Origin of the sequence: Actinomadura rayongensis, from assembly GCF_009831215.1 — a bacterium.
Classification (GTDB): domain Bacteria; phylum Actinomycetota; class Actinomycetes; order Streptosporangiales; family Streptosporangiaceae; genus Spirillospora; species Spirillospora rayongensis.
Genome location: NZ_WUTW01000001.1, coordinates 298,810 through 325,324 on the forward strand (window position 1 = coordinate 298,810; position 26,515 = coordinate 325,324).

The 26,515-nt window shown below is 72.7% G+C and carries 20 protein-coding genes; 10 read left to right on the forward strand and 10 right to left on the reverse strand.

The genetic code is table 11. The annotated features are described in order from the left end of the window. Positions 1 to 271: 271 nt before the first annotated feature. Together guaB and GQ466_RS01470 are read left to right on the forward strand one after the other, a co-directional pair. The gene (guaB, locus tag GQ466_RS01465; protein WP_161100952.1) at positions 272 to 1,771 is read left to right on the forward strand and encodes an IMP dehydrogenase; all 1,500 of its coding nucleotides are present in this window, start codon (positions 272 to 274) and stop codon (positions 1,769 to 1,771) included. 103 nt (positions 1,772 to 1,874) lie between these two features. After that, entirely contained in the window at positions 1,875 to 2,978 is a 1,104-nt protein-coding gene (locus GQ466_RS01470) for a GuaB3 family IMP dehydrogenase-related protein (RefSeq protein ID WP_161102327.1), read from the forward strand. Here GQ466_RS01470 and GQ466_RS30570 read toward each other — a convergent pair. After that, positions 2,975 to 4,816 (reverse strand): protein kinase domain-containing protein, encoded by a 1,842-nt coding sequence (locus tag GQ466_RS30570; RefSeq protein WP_202419917.1) that lies wholly within the window; start codon positions 4,814 to 4,816, stop codon positions 2,975 to 2,977. The two genes, GQ466_RS01470 and GQ466_RS30570, sit on opposite strands and share 4 nt — an antisense overlap. Before the next feature lie 142 nt (positions 4,817 to 4,958). Between GQ466_RS30570 and GQ466_RS01480 the strand changes: the two genes are divergently transcribed. Together GQ466_RS01480 and GQ466_RS01485 are read left to right on the forward strand one after the other, a co-directional pair. After that, positions 4,959 to 6,695: a glycerol-3-phosphate dehydrogenase/oxidase gene (locus GQ466_RS01480; protein WP_161100953.1), complete on the forward strand. Its 1,737-nt coding sequence runs from the start codon at positions 4,959 to 4,961 to the stop codon at positions 6,693 to 6,695. A gap of 163 nt (positions 6,696 to 6,858) precedes the next feature. Then, on the forward strand, positions 6,859 to 8,232 hold the full coding sequence (locus tag GQ466_RS01485) for a phospholipase D-like domain-containing protein (RefSeq protein WP_161100954.1): 1,374 nt from the start codon (positions 6,859 to 6,861) through the stop codon (positions 8,230 to 8,232). 209 nt (positions 8,233 to 8,441) lie between these two features. On the opposite strand, the gene GQ466_RS01490 is transcribed toward GQ466_RS01485, so the two are convergent. After that, entirely contained in the window at positions 8,442 to 8,879 is a 438-nt protein-coding gene (locus GQ466_RS01490; RefSeq protein WP_161100955.1) for a MarR family transcriptional regulator, read from the reverse strand. Between the two features lie 85 nt (positions 8,880 to 8,964). Between GQ466_RS01490 and GQ466_RS01495 the strand changes: the two genes are divergently transcribed. After that, positions 8,965 to 10,275 carry an alpha/beta hydrolase gene (locus GQ466_RS01495; protein WP_161100956.1) on the forward strand — a complete coding sequence of 437 codons (1,311 nt, stop codon included), beginning with the start codon at positions 8,965 to 8,967 and terminating at the stop codon, positions 10,273 to 10,275. 8 nt (positions 10,276 to 10,283) lie between these two features. Here GQ466_RS01495 and GQ466_RS01500 read toward each other — a convergent pair whose 3' ends face one another. Beyond that, complete coding sequence (locus GQ466_RS01500) at positions 10,284 to 10,919, reverse strand: TetR/AcrR family transcriptional regulator (protein ID WP_161100957.1); 636 nt, start codon at positions 10,917 to 10,919, stop codon at positions 10,284 to 10,286. Between the two features lie 262 nt (positions 10,920 to 11,181). On the opposite strand from GQ466_RS01500, the gene GQ466_RS01505 reads away from it, so the two are divergent. Both GQ466_RS01505 and GQ466_RS01510 read left to right on the forward strand, forming a co-directional pair. Beyond that, positions 11,182 to 12,762, forward strand: a complete 1,581-nt coding sequence (locus GQ466_RS01505) for a succinic semialdehyde dehydrogenase (protein ID WP_161100958.1) — start codon at positions 11,182 to 11,184, stop codon at positions 12,760 to 12,762. Between the two features lie 5 nt (positions 12,763 to 12,767). Next, entirely contained in the window at positions 12,768 to 14,513 is a 1,746-nt protein-coding gene (locus tag GQ466_RS01510) for a GMC oxidoreductase (protein WP_161100959.1), read from the forward strand. 3 nt (positions 14,514 to 14,516) lie between these two features. On the opposite strand, the gene GQ466_RS01515 is transcribed toward GQ466_RS01510, so the two are convergent. Beyond that, the gene (locus GQ466_RS01515; protein ID WP_161100960.1) at positions 14,517 to 15,416 is read right to left on the reverse strand and encodes a M43 family zinc metalloprotease; all 900 of its coding nucleotides are present in this window, start codon (positions 15,414 to 15,416) and stop codon (positions 14,517 to 14,519) included. A 201-nt stretch (positions 15,417 to 15,617) separates the two neighbouring features. Between GQ466_RS01515 and guaA the strand changes: the two genes are divergently transcribed. Next, positions 15,618 to 17,189: a glutamine-hydrolyzing GMP synthase gene (gene guaA, locus GQ466_RS01520; RefSeq protein ID WP_202419918.1), complete on the forward strand. Its 1,572-nt coding sequence runs from the start codon at positions 15,618 to 15,620 to the stop codon at positions 17,187 to 17,189. Positions 17,190 to 17,261: 72 nt separating this feature from the next. Here guaA and GQ466_RS01525 read toward each other — a convergent pair whose 3' ends face one another. The 3 genes from GQ466_RS01525 to GQ466_RS01535 all read right to left on the reverse strand — a co-directional run bounded on the left by GQ466_RS01525 (position 17,262) and on the right by GQ466_RS01535 (position 20,653). Beyond that, entirely contained in the window at positions 17,262 to 17,804 is a 543-nt protein-coding gene (locus GQ466_RS01525; RefSeq protein WP_161100961.1) for an alkylhydroperoxidase, AhpD family, read from the reverse strand. 73 nt (positions 17,805 to 17,877) lie between these two features. Continuing rightward, positions 17,878 to 18,432, reverse strand: coding sequence for a redoxin domain-containing protein (locus GQ466_RS01530; RefSeq protein WP_161100962.1), 555 nt, complete (start codon positions 18,430 to 18,432; stop codon positions 17,878 to 17,880). 340 nt (positions 18,433 to 18,772) lie between these two features. Then, on the reverse strand, positions 18,773 to 20,653 hold the full coding sequence (locus GQ466_RS01535) for a sulfatase-like hydrolase/transferase (protein WP_202419919.1): 1,881 nt from the start codon (positions 20,651 to 20,653) through the stop codon (positions 18,773 to 18,775). A 217-nt stretch (positions 20,654 to 20,870) separates the two neighbouring features. Between GQ466_RS01535 and GQ466_RS01540 the strand changes: the two genes are divergently transcribed. Then, a complete protein-coding gene (locus GQ466_RS01540; protein WP_202420079.1) occupies positions 20,871 to 21,662 on the forward strand; it encodes a formylglycine-generating enzyme family protein in 792 nt (263 codons plus the stop codon). A 96-nt stretch (positions 21,663 to 21,758) separates the two neighbouring features. Here GQ466_RS01540 and GQ466_RS01545 read toward each other — a convergent pair whose 3' ends face one another. Together GQ466_RS01545 and GQ466_RS01550 are read right to left on the reverse strand one after the other, a co-directional pair. After that, positions 21,759 to 22,631: a poly(ethylene terephthalate) hydrolase family protein gene (locus tag GQ466_RS01545; protein ID WP_161100965.1), complete on the reverse strand. Its 873-nt coding sequence runs from the start codon at positions 22,629 to 22,631 to the stop codon at positions 21,759 to 21,761. 124 nt (positions 22,632 to 22,755) lie between these two features. Continuing rightward, entirely contained in the window at positions 22,756 to 23,196 is a 441-nt protein-coding gene (locus GQ466_RS01550; protein ID WP_161100966.1) for an iron chaperone, read from the reverse strand. Positions 23,197 to 23,294: 98 nt separating this feature from the next. Between GQ466_RS01550 and GQ466_RS01555 the strand changes: the two genes are divergently transcribed. Next, positions 23,295 to 26,000, forward strand: a complete 2,706-nt coding sequence (locus GQ466_RS01555) for a LuxR C-terminal-related transcriptional regulator (protein WP_161100967.1) — start codon at positions 23,295 to 23,297, stop codon at positions 25,998 to 26,000. On the opposite strand, the gene GQ466_RS01560 is transcribed toward GQ466_RS01555, so the two are convergent. Continuing rightward, entirely contained in the window at positions 25,967 to 26,476 is a 510-nt protein-coding gene (locus GQ466_RS01560; protein WP_161100968.1) for a hypothetical protein, read from the reverse strand. The genes GQ466_RS01555 and GQ466_RS01560 overlap by 34 nt on opposite strands. Positions 26,477 to 26,515 lie beyond the last annotated feature (39 nt).

Here is a 26,515-nt window from a genome sequence, read left to right on the forward strand (position 1 = left end):
GTTTCCGGACGCGAACGATTTTCGGATCGTCCGGTCCGGGACGCCGGGAATGCGCGTTCCGGGGGCTGCGTTGCCCTCCGAAACGGGCTTTCCCGGTGTCGTGAAGGCCACTCGGACGCCTCGGCGAACGCGGGGCCGAGTCGCCGGGAACGTCCTACGATGTGGGTAGCCGCCGTGACCTGGCCCGATGCCCGCCGCCGCGCATCGCTCTCCCGCGAAGTGCCGGGTCGCCGCGAGGCACCACCCCATCGCCGCCTACGGGAAGGTCGTCATGAACACGCCAGCCGAGCCCAACCCGATCCTCCCGCCGGGTCTGACGTTCGACGACGTCCTGCTGCTGCCCGGCTACTCCGACCTGCAGCCCGGCGAGGCCGACACCACGACCCGGCTGACGCGCGAGATCGAGCTGCGGATCCCGCTGGCGTCGGCCGCGATGGACACCGTCACCGAGGCGCGCACCGCCGTCGCGATGGCGCGCCAGGGCGGGATCGGCGTGCTGCACCGCAACATGTCGATCGAGGAGCAGGCCGCGCACGCCGACCGCGTCAAGCGCTCCGAGGCCGGGATGATCACCAATCCGGTGACGTGCCTGCCCGACGCGACGCTCGCCGACGTCGAGGAACTCTGCGCCCGGTACCGCATCTCGGGCGTACCGGTCACCGACGTGCGGGGCGTGCTCGTCGGGATCGTGACCAACCGGGACATGCGGTTCGAGACGGATCTGAACCGTCCGGTGCGCGAGGTCATGACCGCGATGCCGCTGATCACCGCGCCGGTGGACGTGTCCCGCGAGGAGGCGTTCCGGCTGCTGGCCGGGCACAAGATCGAGAAGCTGCCGCTGGTGGACGCCGACGGACGGCTGCGCGGCCTCATCACCGTCAAGGACTTCACCAAGAGCGAGCAATATCCCCTCGCCACCAAGGACGCCGACGGACGGCTGCTCGTCGCCGCCGCGGTGGGCGTCGGCGAGGACGCGCTGCGCCGCGCCGCCGCGCTCGTCGAGGCGGGCACCGACGTGATCATCGTGGACGTCGCGCAGGGCCACTCCAAGGGCGTCGCCGACACGATCGCGGCGATCAAGGCCAACAGCGGCGTCCAGGTCGTCGGCGGCAACGTCGCGACCTACGCGGGCGCGAAGTCGCTGGTCGAGGCGGGCGCGGACGCGGTCAAGGTCGGCGTCGGCCCCGGCTCCATCTGCACCACGCGCGTCGTCGCCGGGGTGGGCGTGCCGCAGATCACCGCGATCGCCGAGGCGTCCCGGGCGGGCCGGGAGGGCGGCGTCCCGATCATCGGCGACGGCGGCCTGCAGTACTCCGGCGACATCGCCAAGGCGATCGTCGCGGGCGCGGACACCGTCATGCTCGGCAGCCTGCTCGCCGGGGTGGAGGAGTCGCCCGGCGAGCTGATCTTCGTCCACGGCAAGCAGTACAAGTCGTACCGCGGCATGGGGTCGCTCGGCGCGATGCGCAACCGCGAGCGCGGCGGCTCGTCCTTCTCCAAGGACCGCTACGCCCAGGCCGGCGTGGAGGCCGAGGAGAAGCTGATCCCCGAGGGCGTCGAGGGCCAGGTGCCCTACCGGGGCCCGCTGTCCAACGTCGCGCACCAGCTCGTCGGCGGCCTGCACCAGTCGATGTGGTACGCGGGCACCCGGACGATCCCCGAACTCCAGCGGCGCGGCCAGCTCATGCAGATCACGTCCGCGGGCCTCAAGGAGAGCCACCCGCACGACATCCAGATGACGGTCGAGGCCCCCAATTACCAGGGCCGCTGACCTGACATAGGCTCTGCGGGGCCTTTGGATCGGCCGCCGGGCGGGAATGGCTCCGCCCGGGACCCCCGCACGGGAAGAGGGATAGAGGGCAGTGGCTGCTGAGGTGGAGATCGGGCGCGGCAAGAGCGGACGCCGGGCGTACCGGTTCGACGACATCGGCATCGTGCCGTCCCGGCGCACGCGCGACCCGGAGGAGGTCAGCGTCGCCTGGCAGATCGACGCCTACCGGTTCGAGATGCCGATCCTCGTCGCGCCGATGGACAGCGTCGTCAGCCCGGCCACCGCGATCGCCGTGGGACGGCACGGCGGGCTCGGCGTCCTCGACCTCGAAGGGCTGTGGACGCGGTACGAGAACCCCGAGCCGCTGCTCGCCGAGATCGCGTCGCTGGACGACACCCGCGCCACCCAGCGGCTCCAGGAGATCTACGCGGCGCCGATCCGCGAGGAGCTGATCGGGCGGCGCATCGAGGAGATCCGGTCGGCGGGCGTGACGGTCGCGGCGGCGCTGTCGCCGCAGCGCACGGCGCAGTTCCACAAGGCCGTCATCGACGCGGGCGTGGACATCTTCGTCATCCGGGGGACGACCGTGTCGGCCGAGCACGTGTCGTCGCGCGCCGAGCCGCTGAACCTCAAGCAGTTCATCTACGACCTGGACGTCCCGGTGATCGTCGGCGGCTGCTCGACGTACACGGCCGCGCTGCACCTCATGCGGACGGGCGCTGCTGGCGTCCTCGTCGGGTTCGGCGGCGGGTCGGGCCACACGACGCGCACGGTGCTCGGCGTGGCGGTGCCGATGGCGACGGCCGTCGCGGACGTCGCCGCCGCCCGCCGCGACTACATGGACGAGTCCGGCGGCCGGTACGTCCACGTCATCGCCGACGGCGGCATGACCAACAGCGGCGACATCGCCAAGGCGTTCGCGTGCGGCTCCGACGCCGTCATGGTCGGCTCACCGTTCGCGCGCGCCACCGAGGCGCCCGGACGCGGCTACCACTGGGGCAGCGAGGCGCACCACCCGGACGTCCCGCGCGGCACCCGGCTCGACCTCGGCACGATCGGCACGATGGACCAGATCCTGCACGGCCCGTCCCGCGTGGCCGACGGCTCGATGAACCTGATCGGCTCGCTGCGCCGCGCGATGGCGACGTCCGGGTACACCGAGCTGAAGGAGTTCCAGCGCGTCCAGGTCGTCGTCGCGCCGCGTTAGGCGGTGGCCTTGGCCTGGACGCCGGGCCGCAGGTACGGGCCGACCTTGGGGTAGGCGACCGGGTCGCTCCACAGGTGGTAGCCGCACTCGCCGGAGTTGGCGAAGCCGAAGCGCACGCCCGTCCTGGTCAGCAGGACGGGCAGTCCGGTCAGGACGTTCTCGGGGACGTTGCCGCCGGCGTAGTCCTGAGCCAGGGACGGGACGCAGTGGCCCGGTTCGGGGTAGTCCGGCGTGCTGGACGGGATCGGCGGCACCAGCGGTGACAGTCGGGTGAGGCCCGCTTTCGTCAGGGTGCTCGGGAGCAGCACGTCCTTGGCGGACAGCGTCCTGCCGGTGGTCAGGTCCACGGTGACCACGATGGGGTCGTAGATGTGGCCGCCGCCCGCGTTGACCGGGTTGGCGACCATGTAGCCGACGGACAGGAGCTTCGGGCCGCGCACGCCGATCTCCGTGGTGATGCGCAGGATCATCCGCCTCGGGTCGTTGGTGGGATAGGTGCGCTGCTGGGCGATGAAGTCGGGTCCCTGCCCCGGCGCGTTCGCGTGCTGGGCGTAGCGGGCGATGGCGTCGTCCACGGGCTTGTGCAGCGCGGCGTTCACCTTGCGGGCGACGGCCGGGTCCTTCACGTTGCTGACGGTCACGTACTGGGCCTTGTCCACGACCAGGCCGTTCTGGTTGTTCACCAGGGACGTGGACGCGACCTGGAGCGCGATCGGGCGGGGCGGCGGCGGGTCGGACTTGGCCGTCTCGTAGGCCGCGATGCCGCCGCCCGCCACGGCCGCCGCGCCGACGACGGCCGCGACCGCCTTCACGCCGCCCGCCTTGGCGAGGAAGCCCGCGCCCGTCTGCACGGCCCCGCCGCCCGCCGAACCGGCGGCGCCCGCGCCCGCTGAGCCCGCGCCGGCCGCGCCCGCGCCGGCGGAACCTGCGGCGCCCGCCGAGCCCGCCGCCGCGGCGGCGCCCGGCGCGGACAGGCCCGCGGCGGCGAGCGGGAACAGGGCGGCGAGCGCGGCGGCGGCCACGGCGGCGGCGCGCAGCCCGCGCTGCTCCCAGTCCGCCCCGTAGGCGCGCCGGGCCGCGTCCTCCAGCTCCGCGACGAACGCCGCCGCGCCCGGCGGACGCCGCGCCGCCTCCTTGGCCATGCCGTGCTCGACGAGCGGGCGCAGCGGCTCGGGGACGTCCGCCAGCGGCACCGGCGCGGTCCCGTGCTGCGCCATCAGCGCCGCCCCCGACGCCTCGAACGGCCGGTGCCCGGTGACGCACTCGTAGAACACGCAGGTCGCGGCGTACACGTCCGTCGCCGGGCTCGCGGGCTTCCGGTTCCACTGCTCGGGCGCCATGTAGAACGGCGTGCCCGACCCCGACGCGGCCCCGGACGGCGTGGCGATGCCGAAGTCGATGAGCTTGCTGCGTCCGTCCGCGAGCACCATGACGTTCGCGGGCTTGTAGTCGCGGTGGACGACCCCGACGGCGTGCGCGGCGGCGAGCCCGAGCAGCGACCCCTTGAGGACGGTCAGCGCCGCCTCGGGCTCCAGCGCGCCGTGCCGGGCGAGGATCTCGCGCAGAGACGCGCCGTCCACGGCCTCCATGACGAGCGCCGCGCCCTGCTCGTTCTCCACGAGCCGGTACAGGCGCGTGACGTGCGGGCTGGTGACGCGGCCGAGCATCCGCGCCTCGTGGCGGAAGCCCTCGCGGTCCCCGGCGGTGGCCGCGGCGGTCAGGTACTTGATCGCGACGGGTGTGCCGTCCCCGGCGTGGCGGGCGAGGACGACGCGTCCCTGCGCGCCCCGGCCCAGTTCGCGCACCTCGTCGAACTCGGGGATCCGCCAGTCCGTCATGCCGCTCCTTCGTTCACCGACGGCTGTCATCATGGCCGTCACGTCCGCCGAACGTGGTGAATTGTCCACTGCGCGGAAGGTGGACGCCTACCTACCGCTGGGTAGGTACCGGGCCGAGTGACGCCTACGGGGAGACATCACGATGACGGGATCACCGGTGACCGGGCTGGGCAGCGCGCGGCTCGGACCCGCCGAACGGGCGATGGCGCTGGACCGGATGGCGAGCGGCGAGGAGTTCGACGTCGTCGTGGTCGGCGCCGGGATCGTCGGCGCGGGCGCGGCCCTGGACGCGGCGACGCGCGGGCTGTCGGTCGCGGTCGTGGAGGCGCGGGACTTCGCGTCCGGGACGTCCTCGCGGTCGTCCAAGCTGATCCACGGCGGGCTGCGGTATCTGGAGCAGTTCAACTTCGACCTCGTCCGGGAGGCGCTGACCGAACGCGGCCTGCTGCTCCAGCGGATCGCGCCGCACCTGGTGCGTCCGGTGCCGTTCCTGCTGCCGACGACGCACCGCGTGTGGGAACGCGGCTACTTCGGCGCGGGGGTCGCGCTGTACGACGCGCTGGCGTTCCAGATGGGCAGCACGCGCGGCGTCCCGCACCACCGGCACCTGACGCGGCGCGGCGCGCTGAAGCTGGCGCCGTCGCTGCGCAAGGACGCGTTCACCGGCGCGATCCAGCTCTGGGACGCCCAGGTGGACGACGCCCGCTTCGTCATGACCGCGCTGCGGACGGCGGCGCAGTTCGGCGCGCGGATCGCGTCCCGCACCCAGTGCGTCGGGTTCCTGCGCGAGGGCGAGCGCGTCACCGGCCTGCGGATCCGCGACCTGGAGAGCGACGCGGTGAGCGAGGTGCGCGCCAAGCAGGTCGTCAACGCGACCGGGGTGTGGACGGACGAGATCCAGCAGCTCGTCGGGGGACGCGGGCGGATCCACGTGAAGGCGTCGAAGGGGATCCACCTCGTCGTCCCGAAGGACCGGATCCACTCGGCGACCGGGATCCTGCTGCGCACCGAGAAGTCCGTGCTGTTCGTCATCCCGTGGGGCCGCCACTGGATCATCGGGACGACCGACACGGCCTGGGACCTGGACCTCGCGCACCCGGCCGCGTCCCGCGCCGACATCGACTACGTCCTGGAGCACGTGAACGCGGTGCTCAACACGCCGCTGACGCACGACGACGTCGAGGGCGTCTACGCGGGGCTGCGCCCGCTGTTGCGCGGGGAGCGGGAGGAGACGTCGCAGCTCTCCCGCGAGCACGTCGTCGCGCATCCGGTGCCGGGGCTGGTGCTCGTCGCGGGCGGCAAGTACACGACGTACCGGGTGATGGCCAAGGACGCGATCGACGCGGTGGCGCACGGCCTGGACGGCAAGGTCGCCGAGTCCTGCACCGACCGGGTCGCGCTGGTCGGCGGCGAGGGCTTTCCGGCGATGTGGAACGCGCGGCACCGGCTCGCCGCGCGCTCGGGCCTGCACGTCGCGCGGATCGAGCACCTGCTGCGCCGCTACGGGACGCTCGTGGACGACCTGCTCGCGATGGTCGCCGAGCGGCCCGACCTCGGCCGTCCGCTGACCGGCGCGGACGACTACCTGCGCGCGGAGATCGTCTACGCGGCGTCGCACGAGGGGGCGCGGCACCTGAACGACGTCCTCGCGCGGCGGACGCGGATCTCCATCGAGACGTGGGACCGGGGCGTCGGCGTGGCGGAGGAGGCGGCGGACCTGGTCGCGCCCGTCCTCGGCTGGTCGGCCGAGCAGCGGGACCGGGAGATCGAGTACTACCGCAAGCGGATCGAGGCCGAGCGCGCGTCCCAGTCGCAGGACGGGGACCACGAGGCGTCCGCGTCCCGGCGCGGCGCGCCCGACATCGTCCCGACGCTCTGACGTTCCCCGGTCGCGGTCTGTGTCCGGGTTACCCGAGTTTTCCCGCTGAGTCATGGTCTCGTGTGAAATATGGGACCCGAACTGTCTTGCGGCGCTATCGGTGGTAACGTCCGTCTCCTTGTCGGGGGACGAGACGTACTGATACCGAGCGAAGGGGTCGCGCGTGCGGGGGTTGTCCATCGTCGCCGGAGGACTGCTGGCCGGGGCCGGCCTGATGGTGCTGGAGTTGGCCGCCGCGGGCGGCGCTTCGGCGGCCGTGCCGGTCAAGCCGAGGCCGATGTCGCTGAAGCCCGCGACGACGCCGTGGACCGTCAAGCGGACGTACGTCCCCCAGGGGCCGCTGTTCAACAACCCGACCGGGAACACCGACCAGGCCGGGTCGCTCGACCTCTACATCAAGCGGCTGATCCGCAAGACGCCGAAGGGCGCCGAGATCGACGTCGCGCTGTTCCGGCTCCAGACGACCGGTATGACGAACGCGCTGGTGAACGCGCACAAGCGCGGGGTGAAGGTCCGGATCGTCCTGGACAACGACAGCCTGAGCAAGCGGCCGGAGAACTACGCGCTGCTGAAGAAGAACCTCGGGACGGACATGTCCAAGGGGTCGTGGATCACGGTGTGCCCGAAGAACGAGGGCTGCATCGCGCGGACGTCCGCATCCGGCCAGTGGGCGAAGAACCACAACAAGTTCTACGTCTTCTCGAAGACGTACGACTCGAAGAACGTCGTGGTGCAGACGTCCGGCAATGCCACGGGCGGTATGTACAACCAGTACAACGACGCTTACACGATGACCGATACGACGCTGCACAATGCGTACCGGACGTACTTCTACGACCTGGCTCGTAAGAAGGCCGACCCGAACTACTGGCGGACGATCAAGTCGGGGTCCCGGTCGGTGAGCTTCTATCCCAAGTCGACCCAGCCGGACCCGATCGTCGCGACGCTGCAGATGGTGACCTGCACGCCGGGCACGAAGGTCAGCCTGTCCAGCGGCCTGTTCACCCGCAAGGGCGTCGCGGACGCGCTCGCCTGGCTGGACGGGCAGGGCTGCGACGTGCGGATCGCCAGCGGCAGCCTCGGCGAGGACGTCGAGAAGGTCCTGGAGCGCAGCGGCGCCAAGGTGCGGTTCTTCCGCTCCAGCAGCTCGCACCCGGCGCACTCCAAGTACCTGCTGATCGACGGGACGTACGGCGGACGGCACCGCAAGCTCGTCCTGACGGGCAGCCACAGCTACACCTACGACGCGCTCAAGCGCAACGACGAGGCCGTCCTCACGCTGGACGACGCCAAGACCTACGCCGCGTACGTCGCGAACTTCGACAAGGTCTTCAAGTCGGCGGACGGCGAACTGGCGGTCGGCAAGCTCGTCCAGCCGCAGATCGTCCCGAACGGCACCCTGGACGACGACAACCCGGTGCCGTCCGTAGGCCCCCGCGCGGCAACACCCCCCGAGGACCGCCCGGCCCCCGAAGCCACTCTGCCGCCCCTCACCGAACAGCCCGACGACGGCCCCACCACCCTCCCCACCCGCTGACGCCCAGCCCTGCTGGGTCGGCTGGGCTGAAGGTCAGCTGGACGCCGGCGGTTCGGTTTGCGCGTGACGGGTCGTGCCGCGCGTATGCGGCTCGGCTCGCGCGCTGGCTGTTCGGCTTGCGTGCTGACCGCTCGGTTTGCGTGCTGGCGGGTTGGCGCGGTGTGTTCCGCTGGGGTGGTTGGGCTTGGTGGTGTGCTCGTGGTGGCGGGTCAGTCGGGCTCGGGCAGGGAGCGGACGAGGTCGAGGATGCGGCGGATCGCGGGCAGGGCGTCGTCGAGGCCCGCCTCGGCGAACGTCCGGCCTGCCCAGTCGAGGAACGGCTGCCGGACGACCACGATCCGGCGGACGATCTCCTGACCCTCCAGGGTGAGGGTCAGGTCGGTCTGTCGTCCGTCGTCCGGCGCCGGTGTGCGCCGGACCCAGCCGGCGGCGGCTAGCCGGTCGGCGAGACGGCTCGGATGGCCGCGCTCGGCGGCCATCCGCGCGCCGAGGGCCGCGATGGAGACCGGCTGTTCGTCCGCGATGATCAGCAGCGCCTCGGCCTGGACGGCCGTGACGCCGAGCGGGCGCAGTAGCCGGTTGAAGCGGCGGTCCAGCTCCCGCTGCGCGATCTTCACGGCGGACAGCAGTTCGAGTACGGGCTCCACGGACGGAGTCTATTGCGATGTGTGTCATGACATGCATATGCTCGGCGCTCGTAGATATGTGTCATGACACATAAATGGAGGCGGCATGCGGCGGATCAGGTTCTCCCGGACCCCGGCCTTCGACTTCGAGGCGCTGCGCGGGCTCTGGACGGCCGCGTACGACGGCGGCGACTTCGGCGAGGTCGCCGTCGTCATGGCGCGGGTGCGGCGCGGGAACGCCGAGTCCTGGTTCCGGGAGTGGTCGGCGGCGGCGGACCGCACGGCCGCACGCGGGCGCGCCTGCCGCGAGCCCGTCTCACGCGGCGCGGCGCTGCTGCGCGCGAGCAACTACGTCCGCCAGGCCGAGTTCTTCCTCGACCCGTCCGACGCCCGGCGCGGCACGGCGTTCGCGGCGGCCCGCGCCTGGTTCGACGCCGGGCTGGCCGACCTCGGCGCCGACATCGAGCGCGTGACCATCCCGTACGAGGGCGCCGAACTGGAGGGGCTGTTCCTGCGCGCGCCGGACGCCGAGCTGAAGGGGCTGCGCGCGGCGGACGTCGAGGTGGAGCGGCTGTCCTTGCGTGCGGCGGACGTTGGCATGGCGGGGTTGGAGTTGCGTGCGGAGGCTGGTGGGCGGCCTGTGCTCGTCGTGCAGGGCGGCTTCGACTCCACGCTGGAGGAGCTGTACTTCATGCTCGGCGGGGCGGCGGCCCGGCGTGGGTATGACGTGCTCATGTTCACCGGCCCGGGGCAGGGCGCGGCGCTGCGCGAGCACGGGCTGCCGTTCACCGCCGAGTGGGAGCGGCCGACGGGCGCCGTCCTGGACTGGCTGACGGAGCGGACCGGGTCACGGCCGCTCGTCGGTGTGGGGATCAGTTTCGGCGGCCATCTGCTGGCGCGGGCCGCCGCGTTCGAGCCGCGCTACCGGGGGATCGTGCTTTACGACTACTTCCCGGGGATGCTGACGGCGTTCCTGCACAACGTCCCGAAGCCGCTGCGCGGTGCGTTCCAGCGGATGCCGTGGTGGATGCGGCGGGCCGTCCCGCTCTACGCGCGCTTCGACGCGCAGGCCCGGTGGGGGATCGCCAACGGGTGCTGGACGTTCGGGGCCGCGACGCTCCCCGAGCTGGTCCGGGCGATGCGCGCCTACGACGACGGGCCGTGGGCCGCACGGATCGCGGCCGACACCCTCGTCCTGCTGGCCGAGCGCGAGCACTTCTACGACCCCGCGCTCGGCCATGACTTCGCGGCGCGGCTGACCGGCGCCCGCTCGGCAAGCGTCCACACGTTCACCGAGCGGGACGGCGGGCACCTGCACTGCCAGAACGGCGCCCTCGCGCACGCCCACGAAGTGATCTTCGACTGGGTCCATGCCCTGGCGGCAGCCGACGGCCGAACGGTGGCCGTGGGTTCGTGAGCGTGAAGTTAGAGGAGGCGGACGGCTCGGTTGTAGAGGTCGGCGGGGACGCGGTCGGGGTCCATGAGGTGCTGGAAGGCCAGGCCGATGTCCAGGGCCACGGCGAGGGCGGCGCGGGCGGGGGCGTCGCCGGCCGGGCCGTCGCCGGGGAGGCCCGCGGCGAGGCGGGTGCGGTGTTCGGCCCACCAGTCGGCTACGCGCCAGCCCGCCGCGTGGTCGCGCATCCCGTAGAGCCAGAACTCCACCAGGAGCAGGGCGAGGAGACGGCCGTCGGTGCAGTCGTCGTCGCAGTGGTGCGCGTCCTCGGTGAAGCGGGCGCACAGTGGCAGGGCGTTCCGGAGCGCGGTCGCGGACGCGTCGGTACACCGTTCCATCAGCGCGAGGACGAGATCGGTCTTGCCCGTGAAGTTGGAGTAGACCGCGCCCTTGGTCAGGCCCGCCGCCGCCGCGATGTCGTCCAGCGACGCGCCGTGGATGCCGTGCTCGGCCCACAGTCGGCCGGCCGCCGCGAGCAGCGCCGTGCGGGTCTCCTCGCGGCGGTCGCGGCGGGCGGTGCCGGGAGGGCCGGCCGCGCGGGGCGCCCGGCCCCGTCCGCGGGCGGTCGGCGCGGCGGCGCGCGGACGGCCGTTCGGGGCGTCGATCATGCTGCGGTCCCTCCTGTCGGCCGCCGGTGCTCCGGCCGGACGGGCGGGCGGGGGACGTCCGGCGGCGCGGCGCGGCGGCGGCGCCTGGCGTTGCTCCGTCCCGTGCTTACACCCTGACCGGCGGGTCAAGCGGTGGGTTGCCCAACTCGGTCATGGTGGAACGTTCCGCAACTGTCGCCACGGAAAGAACCCGATAACTGACGGAAAGTAACTCGTTACCTGTGGGTAGCGTCCTATGGTCACCTGGTCATACTCTGCCTTCATGGCATCTTCGACGGGCCTCGCCAAAGGCGTGACAGAGCACAGGCTCCCCCAGAGCGTCGTCGAGCGGCTGGCCTCGCACGTCGCCTCCGGCGGTGCCGAGACCGTGACGATTCCCACCCCCTTCACCGGCGAGCCGCTGGCCACGGTGCCGGTCTCCAGCGCGGACGACGTCCGCCTCGCCCACGAGCGCGCCCGCAAGGCGCAGCGCGCCTGGGCCGAGCTGACGCCCGCGCAGCGCGCCAAGCCCTTCCTGCGCCTCGCCGACGCCATCGTGGAACGCCGCGAGGAGATCCTGGACGTCCTGCAGCTCGAAACGGGCAAGGCGCGCCGCCACGCCCTCGAAGAGTTCCTGGACGTCGCCCTCTGCTCGCTCTACTACGCCCGCCGGGCGCCGAAGCTGCTGAAGCCGCACCGCCGCCAGGGCATGGTGCCGGGCCTCACGCGCGTCCGCGAGCTGCGCCACCCGAAGGGCGTCGTCGGCCTCATCTCGCCGTGGAACTACCCGCTCGTGCTCGGCACCAGCGACATCGCGCCCGCGCTCATGGCGGGCAACGCGGTGATCCACAAGCCCGACACCCAGACGTGCCTGACGAGCCTGTGGATCCTGGACCTGCTCATCGAGCTGGGCCTGCCGCGCGACCTGTGGCAGATCGTCGTCGGCGACCCCGCCGAGATCGGCGACCCGCTCATCGACAACGCCGACTACGTGTCGTTCACCGGCTCCACCCGGGGCGGGAAGGCGATCGCGGCCAAGGTCGCGCCGCGCCTGGTGAACTACTCGCTGGAACTCGGCGGCAAGAACCCGATGATCGTCCTCGCGGACGCCGACGTCGAGCGCACCGCCCGGGGCGCGCTGCGCGCCTGCTTCACCAACGCGGGCCAGCTGTGCATCTCGATCGAGCGGCTCTACGTCCACGAGGACATCTACGACCGGTTCGTCCCACGTTTCGCCGAGCTGGCGCAGAACATGAAGCTCGGCAGCGCGCTGGACTACTCCGCCGAGATGGGCTCGCTCACCTACCCGCGCCAGCTCGAAGCGGTCACCGCGCACGTCGAGCAGGCCGTCCGCGAGGGCGCGACGGTGCTGGCGGGCGGCAAGGCGCGGCCCGACATCGGCCCGCTGTTCTACGAGCCGACCGTCCTCGCCGACGTCACCGGCGCGATGGACCTGTGCGCCAACGAGACGTTCGGGCCGGTCGTCGCGGTCTACAAGTTCCGGGACGAGGACGAGGTCGTCGCCCGCGCCAACGACACCGAGTACGGCCTGAACGCGTCGGTCTGGACGAAGGACGTCGCGCACGGCCGCCGCCTCGCCGCCCGCCTCCAGGCCGGGACGGTCAACGTCAACGACGGCTACGGCGCCGCCTACGCGTCCTACGACGCGCCGATGGGCGGGTTCAAGCAGTCCGGCGTCGGACGGCGGCACGGGACGGAGGGCCTGCTGAAGTTCACCGAGGTCCAGACCGTCGCGAGCCAGCACTACATGGACCTGGAACCGCCGGGCTCGATGAGCTACGCGACGTTCGCCGGGCTGATGGCGCGCGGGGTGAAGCTGATGAAGACGCTGAGGATCAAGTAGGGCGCATGGATTTCGACGTTCTGGTCGTCGGCTCGGGGTTCGGCGGCAGCGTGACCGCGCTGCGCCTGACCGAGAAGGGCTACAAGGTCGGCGTGATCGAGGCGGGCCGCCGCTTCGACGCGGGCCCGGACGCGCCCCCCGGCGCCCGCTACCCCGAGATGCCGAAGACCAACTGGCGGGTGGCCCGCTACATCTGGGCGCCCGCGTTCGGCCTCACCGGGATGCAGCGCATCCACCTGATCCGGGGCGCGAAGTCCAGCCGGGTCATGGTGCTGGCCGGGGCGGGCGTCGGCGGCGGGTCGCTGAACTACGCCAACACGCTGTACGTCCCGCCGGACCCGTTCTTCAAGGACCGGCAGTGGGCGCACATCACGGACTGGAAGGCCGAGCTGGCGCCGTACTACGACCAGGCGCGGCGGATGCTCGGGGTCGTCCAGAACCCGACGATCACCGCCGCGGACGAGGCGATGCGCAACGTCGCCGAGCGGATGGGCAAGGGCGACACGTTCGTCCGGACCCCGGTCGGCGTCCACTTCGGCGACGGTCCGGGCGTCGAGAGCGACGACCCGTACTTCGGCGGCGCCGGGCCGCGCCGGCGCGGCTGCACCGAGTGCGGCGAGTGCATGGTCGGCTGCCGGCACGGCGCCAAGAACATGCTCACCGAGAACTACCTGTACCTGGCGGAGAAGGCGGGCGCGCGGATCATGCCGCTCAGCCGCGTCACGGCCGTCACGCCGCTGGACGGCGGCGGCTACCGGGTCGACATCGTCCGCACCGGCTCGTTCGGACGCAACCGCAAGAGCTTCACCGCGCAAAATGTCGTGTTCGCGGCGGGCACCTACGGGACGCAGAAGCTCCTGCACAAGCTGCGCTCCACCGGACGGCTGCCGAAGCTGTCGCCGAGGCTCGGCGAGCTGACCCGCACGAACTCCGAGGCCGTCCTCGGCGCGGGCCGCCGCAACGGCGTCCCCGGCCCGGACTACTCGCGCGGCGTCGCGATCACCTCGTCGTTCCACCCGACCGAGGACACGCACATCGAGCCCGTCCGGTACGGCAAGGGCTCCAACCTCATGGCGCTGCTCCAGACGCTGCTCGTGGACGGCGACCGGCCCGGCGAGAAGCACCGGCCGCGCTGGGCCAAGTTCCTCGGGCAGGTCGCGCGGCGGCCCGGCGACCTGGTGCAGCTCCTCGACGTCCGGACGTGGTCGGAGCGGACGGTCATCGCGCTCGTCATGCAGTCCCGCGACAACTCGATCACGCTCACGCCCAAACGCGGGCCGTTCGGCTGGGACGTCCGCGCGGCGGCCGGGCACGGCGAGCCCAACCCGACGTGGATCCCCGACGGCCACGACGCCGCGCGGCTGCTCGCCGAGGAGACCGGCGGCATGGCGGGCGGCGGCTGGGGCGACCTGTTCGACGTCCCGCTGACCGCGCACTTCCTCGGCGGCTGCCCGATCGGCGACGCGCCCGAACACGGCGTCATCGACCCCTACCACCGCGTCTACGGGCACGAGGGGCTGCACGTCGTGGACGGGTCGGCGGTGTCGGCGAACCTCGGCGTGAACCCGTCGCTGACGATCACCGCGCAGGCCGAGCGGGCGATGTCGCTGTGGCCGAACAAGGGCGAGGACGACCCGCGTCCCGCGCTCGGCGCCCCCTACCGGCGGGTCGCGGCGGTCGCGCCGAAGAACCCGGCCGTCCCCGAGCGGGCCCCGGCCGCCCTGCGCCTCCCGATCGTCGAGGTGTCCTAGCGGCTACCCGGCGCGGTAGGCCGCCCAGACCTTCGCGATCCGCGCGCCCTGGCCCGCCGTGAACTCGTGCATGCAGCCGTCGTAGGCGTAGTCCATGAAGTTGTGGATCGGGTCGGCGCCGTCGCCCGCGCACGTGTCCTTGCCGGACGGGCACCCGTTCGTCGCCTCGGCCTCCGGCGGCGTGTCGGCCACGCGGTCGCCCTGGGAACCGCACCCGTCCTGGAACGTGTGGTACAGCCCGAGCCAGTGCCCGGTCTCATGGACGGCGCTGTAACCCAGGTTGTAGTGAGTCAGCGAGCCGCCCGGCAGCGTGCCCGGATGCACCAGGACGCCGTCCAGCTTGGGCGCCGAGGCGTACTTCCACGGGAAGGTGGAGAAACCGAGCAGGTCCGTCCCGGTGTCGGCGGTGTAGAGGTTCAGCGTCCGCGCCCCGCCGACGTGCAACTTCGGCTTGTACGCCTCCTCGTACCCCTGCGGGTCGGCGTACCACCGCGCGTTGTTCGACCGAGTGATGTTCTTCAGCGTGAACCGGACGCCGGTGTCCGCGCCGCCCTTGCTCCCGCCGTACGCGGCGTTCATCGCGGCGATCTGCCGCCGGATCGCCGCGTCCGACACGTTCCCGCGCTTCCCCGCGTGCAGGACGTGGAAATAGACCGGGATCGTCGGCGCCGCGCGCCGTTCGCCGAGGCTCCGCGTCAGCCGGGTCAGCGCGCGCTCGACGGCCGCGGCCTGCCCCGGCGTCAGCTCGTTGCGCTCCACGCCCGGCGGTGTGCCCGATCGCACGCGCAGCGCCGCGCCCGCGCAGCGCGCCTCCGCCGTGGGCTCCTGCGCGCGGGGCGGGGCCGCGCCGGACGCGGCGAACGCGGCGGACAGGACGGCGGCGGCGACGGCGACGAGCTTCACGGGGCTCCTCTATTCAGGCAGGTCGGAAGACGGGACGGACACGCACTGTTGTCAACAGGTATCAGAGCGGAACCCCCGGGCGCTCGCATTCGGCGCGTCCCGTCGCGGCGCGTCCGGTCCCGGCGTCCGGGCGCGTTACCGCAGGCAGCGCCCTCTACACTGGGGTTTCCGCCGGATCCCGACCTGTTCCCGAAAGGCGTCTTGGTGGCCGCAGACCAGACCTTTGACACCGTTCTCGTCGTCGACTTCGGCGCGCAGTACGCCCAGCTCATCGCCCGGCGCGTCCGGGAGTGCCAGGTGTTCAGCGAGATCGTCCCGTCCACGATGCCCGCCGCCGAGATGCTGGCGAAGCGGCCGAAGGCGATCATCCTGTCCGGCGGGCCCGCGTCGGTCTACGAGCCGGGCGCCCCGGCCGCCCCGGCGGGGCTGTTCGACCTCGGCGTCCCGACGCTCGGGATCTGCTACGGCCACCAGGTGATGGCGCAGGCGCTCGGCGGGACGGTCGCCAATTCCGACGTCGCCGAGTACGGCGGCGCGACCATCGCCGTCACCGCCCCCGGCCTGCTGTTCGAGGGGACGCCCGGCGAACAGGCCGTCTGGATGTCCCACCGCGACTTCGTGAGCGCCGCGCCGTCGGGCTTCACCGTCACCGCGCGCACCGACGTGACGCCGGTCGCGGGCATGGAGGACCGGGAGCGCGGGCTGTTCGGCGTCCAGTTCCACCCCGAGGTGCTGCACACCGAGCACGGCATGGAGGTGCTGCGGCGCTTCCTGTACGAGGGCGCGGGCTGCCGGCCGAACTGGACGATGGTGAACATCGTGGACGAGTCCGTCGCGGCCGTCCAGGAGCAGATCGGCAGCAAGCGGGCGATCTGCGGCCTGTCCGGCGGGGTGGACTCGGCGGTCGCGGCGGCGCTCGTCCAGCGCGCCATCGGCGACCAGCTCACCTGCGTCTTCGTGGACCACGGGCTGCTGCGCAAGGGCGAGGCCGAGCAGGTCGAGAAGGACTTCGTCGCCGCGACGGGCGTGAACCTGCACGTCGTGGACGCCCAGGACCGCTTCCTCGACGCCCTCGACGGCGTCACCGACCCCGAGACCAAGCGGAAGATCATCGGCCGCGAGTTCATCCGGGTGTTCGAGGCGGCGGCCCGCGAGATCGTGGGCGAGGACGCCGCCGAACCCGTCGAGTTCCTCGTCCAGGGAACGCTCTACCCCGACGTGGTGGAGTCCGGCGGCGGCACCGGCGCGGCCAACATCAAGTCGCACCACAACGTCGGCGGCCTGCCCGAGGACCTGCAGTTCCGGCTCGTCGAGCCGCTGCGGACCCTGTTCAAGGACGAGGTCCGCGCCGTCGGCGAGCAGCTCGGCCTGCCCGCCGAGATCGTCTGGCGGCAGCCGTTCCCCGGCCCCGGCCTCGGCATCCGCATCATCGGCGCGGTGACCCGCGAGCGGCTGGAGATCCTGCGCGACGCCGACGCCATCGCCCGCGAGGAACTGACCCGCGCCGGGCTCGACCGCGACGTCTGGCAGTTCCCGGTCGTGCTGCTCGCCGACGTCCGCTCGGTGGGCGTGCAGGGCGACGGACGCACCTACGGACACCCCGTCGTCCTGCGCCCCGTGACCAGCGAGGACGCCATGACGGCCGACTGGGCGCGGCTGCCCTTCGACCTCCTGCAGCGCATATCGACCCGCATCACCAACGAGGTCCGCGAGATCAACCGCGTCACGCTCGACGTCACCAGCAAGCCGCCGGGCACCATCGAGTGGGAGTGACGCTCAGCCTTCCCGCTGAGCACGTGAAAGGCCCGGCCGGGTCGTCCCGGCCGGGCCTTTTCGATCGTTCCGTCAGACGGTGGCGGGGGCCAGCGCGGCCTCGCCCTCCAGCGTGACGGCGGTGGCGTGGACGACCGCCGCGATCCGCAGCGCCTCCTGGATCAGCTCGCGCGACAGCCCGCCGTCGCGCAGCACCTTCTCGTGCGACTCCAGGCACCGGCCGCAGCCGTTCACGGCCGACACCGCCAGGCACCACAGCTCGAAGTCGATCTTGTCCACCCCGGGCTTGCCGATGATCGACATGCGCAGCTTCGCGGGCAGCGTCGCGTACGTCTCGTCGCCGATCAGGTGCGTCGACCGGTAGTAGATGTTGTTCATCGCCATGATCGACGCGGCGCCCTTGGCCGCCTCGAACGCCTCGGCGGACAGGTAGTCGCCCGCCTCCTCGGCCAGCTCGCGGATGACCTGGGGGTTGCGGCTGGCGAGGGCGGTCGCGAGGACCGTGCCCCAGAGCTGCTGGTCCGACAGGGCGGACGTGGAGGTCACCGAACCGAGGTTCAGCTTGGTGTCCTTCGCGTAGCCGGGCAGGGCCGACTTCAGCGCGTCGACGCTCACTCTCTCGTCCTTTCGGCGGGACGGCCGGCCGCGCTCTCGCCGCGGCCGGCCGTCGTCGGATGCTGCGGGCGGATCAGACGCCGGCCATGAGCTTGGCGGCGTCGAGGGTGTCCTCGCCCTTGTTCCAGTTGCAGGGGCACAGCTCGTCGGACTGGAGCGCGTCGAGGACCCGCAGGACCTCGGTGACGTTCCGGCCGACCGACCCGGCCGTCACCATGACGAACTGGATCTCGTTGTCGGGGTCCACGATGAACGTGGCGCGCTGCGCGACGCCGTCCGGCGTGAGGATGCCGAGCGCGGACGCCAGCTCGCGGTTGAGGTCCGACAGCATCGGGAACGGCAGCTCGCGCAGGTCCGGGTGGTCCTTGCGCCACGCGAAGTGGACGAACTCGTTGTCCACGGACGCGCCGAGCACCTGGGCGTCGCGGTCGGCGAACTCCTCGTTGAGCCGGCCGAACTCCGCGATCTCCGTCGGACAGACGAACGTGAAGTCCTTGGGCCAGAAGAAGACGACCCGCCACTTGCCCTGGTGGGACTTGTGGTTGATGGTCTCGAACGCGTTGTCCGGGTCCAGCGAGACGCAGGCGGTCAGCTCGTACTCGGGGAACTGGTCACCGATCGTAAGCACGCAGACTCCTTTGGTTGCGAGTGTGGACGTCGGCCCCGCAGCGTGCGGGCCGCATGGGACACGGAGGGCCGCCGGGGCCGGTGTGACGCACGGCGGCCGATGTCGTCAGAGTGCCGCACGGGCGTTGAAAAGAGAAATCAATCCGGCTCATGGCCCCGATAGGCTTTCCCTATCAAGCGGGCGGATCCCCAGCCCGGCGCGGTCTCCGGCCGGGCACCCGGCCCCGACGTCCGCAGGGTATGACCAACCTCACCCTCGCGGCGGGCAGCCGCAGCGACCCCGGAGTGTAGCCGCAAACCGCCATATACCGCGCGTTCGGATCGGTGTCGGTGGCGCGGTCTCATTCGGGGGATCCGCCGAAGATCGGGGTGGCGGGGGTGTATTCGCCGGTCAGGACGAGGCTCAGGTAGAGGGCGGCGTCGTGGACGTTGCCGTTCTTGGAGCGTGCGGCGCGCTGGATGGCGGGCAGCGCGGGGCGTGCCGTTTCGCCCAGGGACGTCAGGGCGCTGAGGGCTTGGAGGCGGATCGGGACGGCGGTGGTCTCGTCCAATGTGCCTGCCAGGTAGGAGATTGCCTGTTCGGTGTTGTCGCCTAGGCGGGCGAGGGTTTCGGCGGCGACGATCCGGACGTGGGGTGACGGGTCGGTGGTGAGGATTTGGGTGAGGTCGTCGGCGGCTGGTGCGGCGGCTTTGCCCTTTTGCATGAGCAGGCCGGACGCGGCCCAGTAGCGGATGACTTCGTTGTTGTCAGTGAGGGCGCGGGTGAGGCGTGGGACGTCGTGCGGATTGCGGCGGATCGCGGTTCCGGCGATGTCGAGTATTCGGGGCAGGGGGTAGGCGCCGGGGGTGCGGCTCGCTTCGTAGCCTTCCAGCGGTGAGCCTTCGGGGATGAAGCCGTTGTCGTTGACGCTCAGGAGATGGTCGTCCAGTGCGCGGCGCAGGCGGTTCAGGTGGGCTCGGTGCTTCGGGTTGTCGATCAGGTTGTGGATTTCGTCCGGGTCGGTGCGGAGGTCGTAGAGTTCTTCGGCGGGCTTTTCGCGCCAGAAGCGTTCTTGGACGGGTGTGAGTTTTCCGTCCAGGTGGGCCTGCTCCCACGCCTGGTAGCCCTTTTGCTGCCATGCGTACGCCTGGTGCTGGCCGTTGGGGCGGTGCGGGGCGTAGTTGCGGATGTAGCGGAATCGTTCGTCGCGAACGGTCCGCACCATGTCGTACTGCTCGCCCATTCTGTTGCGCATTCCGAACGCGTACGCCGGACGGCGGCGGGCGGCGAGGGACGTGCCCGTCATGTGGTCCGGCGCCCGCAGGCCCGCCAGTTCCAGGACGGTCGGGGGCAGGTCCAGGGACACCGTGATGGGTGCGGTGACGACCGATCCGGCGCGTGCGGGGGCCAGGTGCGCCCATTGGCGCGGGTAGCGGACGATCAGCGGTGTGCGCAGGCCGCTGTCGTAGCAGAACCGCTTGCTGCGCGGGAGAATGCCGCCGTTGTCGCCGAAGTAGAACACGATGGTGTCCTCGGCGAGCCCGTCGGCTTCCAGTTCGGCGAGACGGGCGGCCAGTTGCCCGTCCATTTTCTCGATGAGGTCGTAGTAGCGGGCGCGGTCTTCCCGAATGGCGGGGACGTCGGGCACGTAGGCCGGGACGCGGACGTCCTCGGGGCGCGTCCGCCCGGGCCCGGCGTCGAAGATCTGCGACTCGTGGGTCGTCATGTAGGTGAAGACCGAGTAGAACGGCGTGTCGGCCGGGCGGTTCCGCCAGTGCGCGGTCGCGCTCGTCTCGTCCCAGACCTGCTTCGGTTTGATCGTCGAGTTGTAGTCGGTCTTGGAGTTGTTGGTGGCGTAGTAGCCGGCCGCGCGCAGATATTCGGGGACCGTCCGGGTGTCGGCCGGGAGTTCGCCGGTGGCGCGCATGTGCTCGGCGGGGCCGTAGCTCTCGGCGGGCAGGCCGGTGACGAGCGCGAACCGCGACGGCGCGCAGACGGGCGCGGCGGAGAACGCGTTCTCGTAGCGGACGCCCTCGCGCGCGAGCCGGTCGATGGTCGGGGTGCGCGCCACCGGGTCGCCGTAGGCGCCGATGTAGGGGTTGTTGTCCTCGCTGATCAGCCACAGGATGTTCGGGCGCGGCGCCGGGGCCGCGGCGGCGGGGCGGGGGGCGAGGGCCGCCGCCAGTGCGCCGCCGGCACCGGCCGCGAGCACGGTCCGGCGGGACGGCTCAAAACCACTCAAAGCAGACTCCAGGGCATCGAAGGGGGAGACGGCCGCGATCATGGGGTAGATTTCGGACGATTGTCAACCGTCCAGGTAGGAATTGACCATGACCGCCGAGTCTCCCTGCTGCGCGGCGGCGCGCCCGACCGCCGCACCCGATGCGCTGCCTGTGCCGACCGTCCCGCCGCGCCGTGGCGCGGACGGCCCCGCGCCCCGTCCGCCCGGTCTCAAGGGGATGCTCCGGCTGCCCGGCGGCACGTTCCGGATGGGCAACGAGGACGAAACGGCCAACCCCGGCGACGGCGAAGGCCCCGTCCGCGAGGTCGCCGTGGAGCCCTTCCTCATCGACGCCCACGCGGTGTCCAACGCCCGGTTCGCCGCGTTCGTGAAGGCCACCGGCCACGTCACCGACGCCGAAAAGTTCGGCTGGTCGTACGTCTTCGCGGGCCTACTGCCGCCCGGGACGGCCGACGCGTTCCCGGCGCCCGCCGGCACGCCCTGGTGGCGCGGCGTCCCCGGCGCGACCTGGCGCGCGCCCGAAGGGCCGGGCAGCACGATCCAGGGCCGCGAGCGGCACCCGGTCGTCCACGTCTCCTGGAACGACGCCGTCGCCTACGCCGCGTGGGCCGGACGCCGCCTCCCGACCGAGGCCGAATGGGAGTACGCCGCGCGCGGCGGCCTCGACCAGGCCCGCTACCCCTGGGGCGACGAACTGACTCCGCGCGGCCACTGGCGCTGCAATATCTGGCAGGGCGAGTTCCCGCACGTCAACACCGCCGAGGACGGCCATGTGGGTACCGCGCCGGTGGACGCGTACCGTCCCAACGCCTACGGCCTCTACAACGTCGTCGGGAACGTGTGGGAATGGAACGCCGACTGGTGGGCCGAGGGAGACACGCGCGTCATGCGCGGCGGCTCCTACCTCTGCCACGACTCCTACTGCAACCGCTACCGGGTCTCGGCGCGAACGAAGAACACGCCGGACTCGTCCAGCGGCAACACCGGCTTCCGCTGCGCCGCCGACTGACGGCGCCGCCCCGCACTGCGGGCCGGTCGGGCGCGGCGGCGCCGGCGGATGCCGGTTCGGGCGTTCCGTCGTTGTGCGCCGCCGCGCGGGACGGCGTCAGGAGGACGGGCAGGAGTCGCGGTACTCGGTGAGTTCGGGGTCGGTGGGAGCGGGGCAGAGGAACTGCTCGTAGCGGGTGTCGTCGTCGACGAAGCGCTTCAGCCAGGCGACCTCAAGTTCGCCGATCAGCGGGTTCTCGCGGACGAACGTCCCATGCGCGGCGTCGGCGATCTCGGCGTAGGCGCGCTCGCGGGCGCCGGTGAGGCTCTGGTAGATCGGCTGGGCGTAGGTCCCGACCGGCGCGGTGGTGTCCTGCGTCCCGCCCTGGACGAGGGTGGGAACGCTGATGCCGGACCAGTTCTTGATGGTGTGCCACGGCGCGAGCGGGATCGCGGCCTTGAGGCTCGGACGCGTCCAGGCGGCGTAGAGCGTCCCGCCGCCGCCCATCGAGTGCCCGGTCACGGCGAGGCGGTTGGGGTCCAGGCGCTGCCGGACGGCGGCGGGGGACTGGCCGGTCAGGTAGTCCAACGCCGCGAGGAGCTGCTTGCCGCGCGCGGTGGGCTGGTCGGTGAGGTTGTTGGTCGCGATCGTGATCACCACGAACCCCTGCGACGCCAGGCGCGGCCCCAGCCAGGCGACGGCCTTCTCCGCGCTCTGGTAGCCCGGGACGGCGGCGACCCCGCCGAACGTCCCCTGGCTCGTGTCGTCGGGGTAGTAGATCGTCCCGCCGCCGAACGCGCCGCCCGCCTGGGCGGCCGTGACCGTGACGGTGGAGAAGGAGAACGGGCCGAGCGCGGCGCGGATGCCGGACAGCGTGGGGGCGGGTCCGCGCTCGTAGGACCCGGTGGCGGCGTGCGAGACCCCCGGCGCGAGGACGGCCGCGACGCTCAGCGCGAGCAGGGCCGCGAGCCGGTGGAAGACGGATCTCATAAGTGACCTTTCTAGGTAGGAAAAGTAGAGAATAGCCCAAAGGAGGTGATCTCCGCGCCGTGCGCCTTCTCGGGACGACGAAGCGCCGCGGCCCCCGTCGCAGGGGCCGCGGCGCGTCGGTGGGTCAGGCGATCGCGCGGGTCACCAGGTCGGCGATCCGGGCCTCCACCTCGGGCGTCACCTCGGTGAGGGCGAAGGCGGTCGGCCACATCGCGCCGTCGTCCAGCTTCGCCGGATCGTTGAAGCCGAGCGTCGCGTACCGGGCCTTGAACTTGGCCGCGCTCTGGAAGAAGCAGACGACCTTCCCGTCCAGGGCGTAGGCGGGCATCCCGTACCAGAGCCTCGGTTCCAGGCCCGGCGCGGACGCGGTGATCACGGCGTGGACGCGCTCGGCAGAGGCGCGGTCGGCGCCGTCCATCTCGGCGATCTTCGCCAGCACGTCCTGCGCCGCCTGCTCGGCCTTGTCCGCGCGCGTGGCGCGGCGGGCCGCCTGCTTCTGCTCGCGGGCGTGCTCCTTCATCGCGGCCCGCTCCTCGGCGCTGAATCCCTCGTACTTCACGCTCATCGGTCACTCCTTCGTCGTCCGGGTGATCCCAGCATCGCCCGGACCGGACGAACGTCGCATCCGTGCCGACCACGGAAAACACCACGGATAATGGGCCGGTGTCCTCACCGGTGGTCTCGGCCAGGGAAGCCGAAGTGCTGGCGCTGCTCGGCGAGCACCGGAGCAACGCCGAGATCGCCGCGCGCCTGACCATCTCCGTCCGCACGGTCGAGTCGCACGTGTCGTCGCTGCTGCGCAAGCTGGACGTCCCGGACCGCCGCGCGCTGTCCCGCCGCGCCGCCGAGCGGTCCCGCCCGGCGCCCGCGCTGCCGGTGCCGCTGACGACGTTCGTCGGCCGGGTCCGCGAGCGCGCGGAGCTGGCGGCGGCCGTCCGCGAACACCGGCAGGTGACGATGGCCGGGCCGGGCGGCGTGGGCAAGACCCGCCTCGCGCTCGCGGTCGCGGCGGACGTGGCGGACGAGTTCCCGGACGGCGTCTGGTTCGCCGACCTCGTCCCGGTGACCGATCCCGGCCGGGTCGGGGCGGCGGTCGCGGCGGCCGTGGGCGTCGGCGAGCAGCTCGGGCACGACGTGGAGGACGCCGTCCTCGCCGCGCTGGCGGACCGGCGGGCGCTGCTCGTCCTCGACAACTGCGAGCAGGTGCGCGCCGGCGCCGCGCCGTTCCTGGAGCGGCTGCTGACGGCGTGCCCGCGGGTCAGGGCGCTGGTGACGAGCCGCGCCCGGCTGCTCGTGCCGTTCGAGCGCGTCTACGCCGTCCCGCCGCTGTCGCGGGAGGGCGGCGACGCGTCGGAGGCGGCGACGCTGTTCGTGGAGCGGGCGGCGGCGGTCGGCTGGACGCCCGACCCGATGGTCCGCGACCGGATCGCGGCGCTGTGCGACCGGCTGGACGGCATGGCGCTCGCGATCGAGCTGGCCGCCGCCCGCTGGCCCACGCTCGGCCTGGACGGTCTCACCGCCGGACTCGACGACCAGCTCCGGATCCTCACCGGCGGATCCCGCGCGAACGACCGGCACCGATCGGTGCGCGCCGTCCTGGACTGGAGCCACGACCTCCTGGACCCGGCCGACCGGGCGCTGCTGCGCCGCGTCGCGGTGTTCGTCGCGCCGTTCACGCCCGGCGACGCCGCCGAGGTCGCGGGACTGGACGCGGCGGCCGTCGCCGACGGGCTCGGCCGCCTTGCCGAGCAGAGCCTGCTCGCGGCGACGCCGTCCGCGACCGGGACGCGGTACCGCGCGCTGGAGACCGTCCGGCAGTACGGGACGGAACGGCTCGCCGACGCGGGCGAGCTGACCGACGTCCGGGACCGGCATCTGGCGTGGTGCTCGGCCGTCACGTCCGACCGGTTCGACGAGGTCGCGCCGGACCTGCGGGCCGCCCTCGCCTGGGCCGCCGGCCGTCCGGAGCGCCGCGCGGACGCCCACCGCCTCGCGCTGTCCCTGGCCGGGCTGACGTTCGAGCGCACCCTGCTCGGCGAGGCGCAGCAGCGGTTCGAGCAGGCGGCCGGGCTCGCGCCGGACGACGCGTCCGGCGCGGCGGCCCTGCGGCAGGCCGCCGCCGTCGCCGGGTGCCGCCGGATCGGGGACGACGTGTTCCGGCTGCACCGCGCCGCCGCCGACGCCGCCCGCCGCGCCGGGGACACCGCCGCCGCCGGCCGGGATCTCGCGGTCGCCGTGACCGCCGCGTACCGGTTCTCCACGTCGTTCACGCGCCTGCCGTCCGGGGACGAGGCGTCCGCCCTGCTCACCGAGGCCCGCGACCTGGCGGGCGACGCCGACGCGGCCGTCGCGCTGGCGGAGGCGGCCGTGCTCGCCGACGCGTTCGGAGCGCTCCAGGGCGACACCGGCCTCACCGCGCGGGAGACGGTCGCGTCCGCCGAACGGGCCGTCGCGCTCGCCGGGGACCCGCTGGCCGAGTCCGCCGCGCTGGACGCGCTGTCGGGCGCGCTGAGCTGGACCGGCGACGCGTTCGCCGTCGCGGACGCGGCCCGGCGGCGCCTCGACGTCCTCGCGGCGGTCCCCGCCACGCCCGCCGGGACGCACGAGCTGATCGACGCCCTCACCGTCGCCGCCGGGACCGCGCTCGGCGTGGGCGCGCTGGCCGAGGCCCGCCGGCACGGACGGCGGCTCGCCGGGCATCCGCTGCTGGCCGAGGCGGGCCACCACGCCACGTCCTGGCTGCTCGTCGCGGACGCGTTCGCGGGCGACACCGGCGCGGTGCTCGCCGGGGCCGCGCGGTTCCGGGACGCGTGGGAGCGCAGCGGACGCCCCCGCTCGCTGACCCTGGGCGCGACGGCCGCGTCGGTCGCGATGGTCCACGGCCTGCGCGGCGACGAGGACGCCCGGACGGACTGGCTCGCGATCGTCCGGCGGGCCGACACCGCCCCCCAGCACGACCTCGGCTACGGCGCGATCTGCGACGCCGTCGTCCTGCTCCACCGGGGGGACGCCGAAGCCGCGCTCGACCGCGTCGCGCCGGAGCCGGACGAGGTCTGGAAGTGGGTCTGCTGGGTCTGGCTGCACTGGTACGTGGCGGTGCGGGCGGAGGCTGCGGTGCTGGCCGGGCATCCGGACGCCTCGGCGCGCGTCGCGTCCGCCCGCGCCACCGTCGCCGGGAACCCGGTCGCGTCGGCCCAGGTGGAGCGGGCGGCGGCGCTGCTGGACGGGGACGTCCCGCGCCTGCTCGCCGCCGCGCGGGCGTTCACTGCGGCGGGCTGTCCGTACCAGGCGGCGCGCACGCTGACCCTGGCCGGGGGCGAGCACGCCGCCGCAGGTCAGGCGGCCTTCGCGGGCCTCGGCGTCCGCTGACGGCGCCCCCACGGCTTGGCGACGGACAGGACGGTCGCGAACGTCAGGCAGGTGAGCGACACGGCGGGCGGGAAGAACAGGTCGCTCACCCGGCCGGCCGGCGGGTTCCCGGTCAGCAGGTCCTCGCCGTAGGCCCCGACCTCGTCCATGCCCGGCTGGAGCACGACGAGGATGAGCGCGCACAGGACGACGTTCAGCACGAGCTTGACCGCCACCCACCAGTAGCGCACGAGCCCCCATTTCGTGCCGAGGCCGAGCACCACGCCCGTCGCGAGGCACACCAGCCCGGAGACGAGCATCGGGAGCGTCACGAACGCCGCCAGCGCGCGGTAGGCGAGGCTGCGGAGCGCGACGTCGGCGGCGAACCGGCCCGTCAGGACCAGCACGGCGACCATCACGTCGATGCCGATCCACGCGCCCGCCGACACCAGGTGCAGGACGAGCAGCGCGCGCCGCGCGGGACGGGAGAGCTTCATGGCCGGCTCCTCGGATCGGGTGACCGCCAGCGTCCCCGG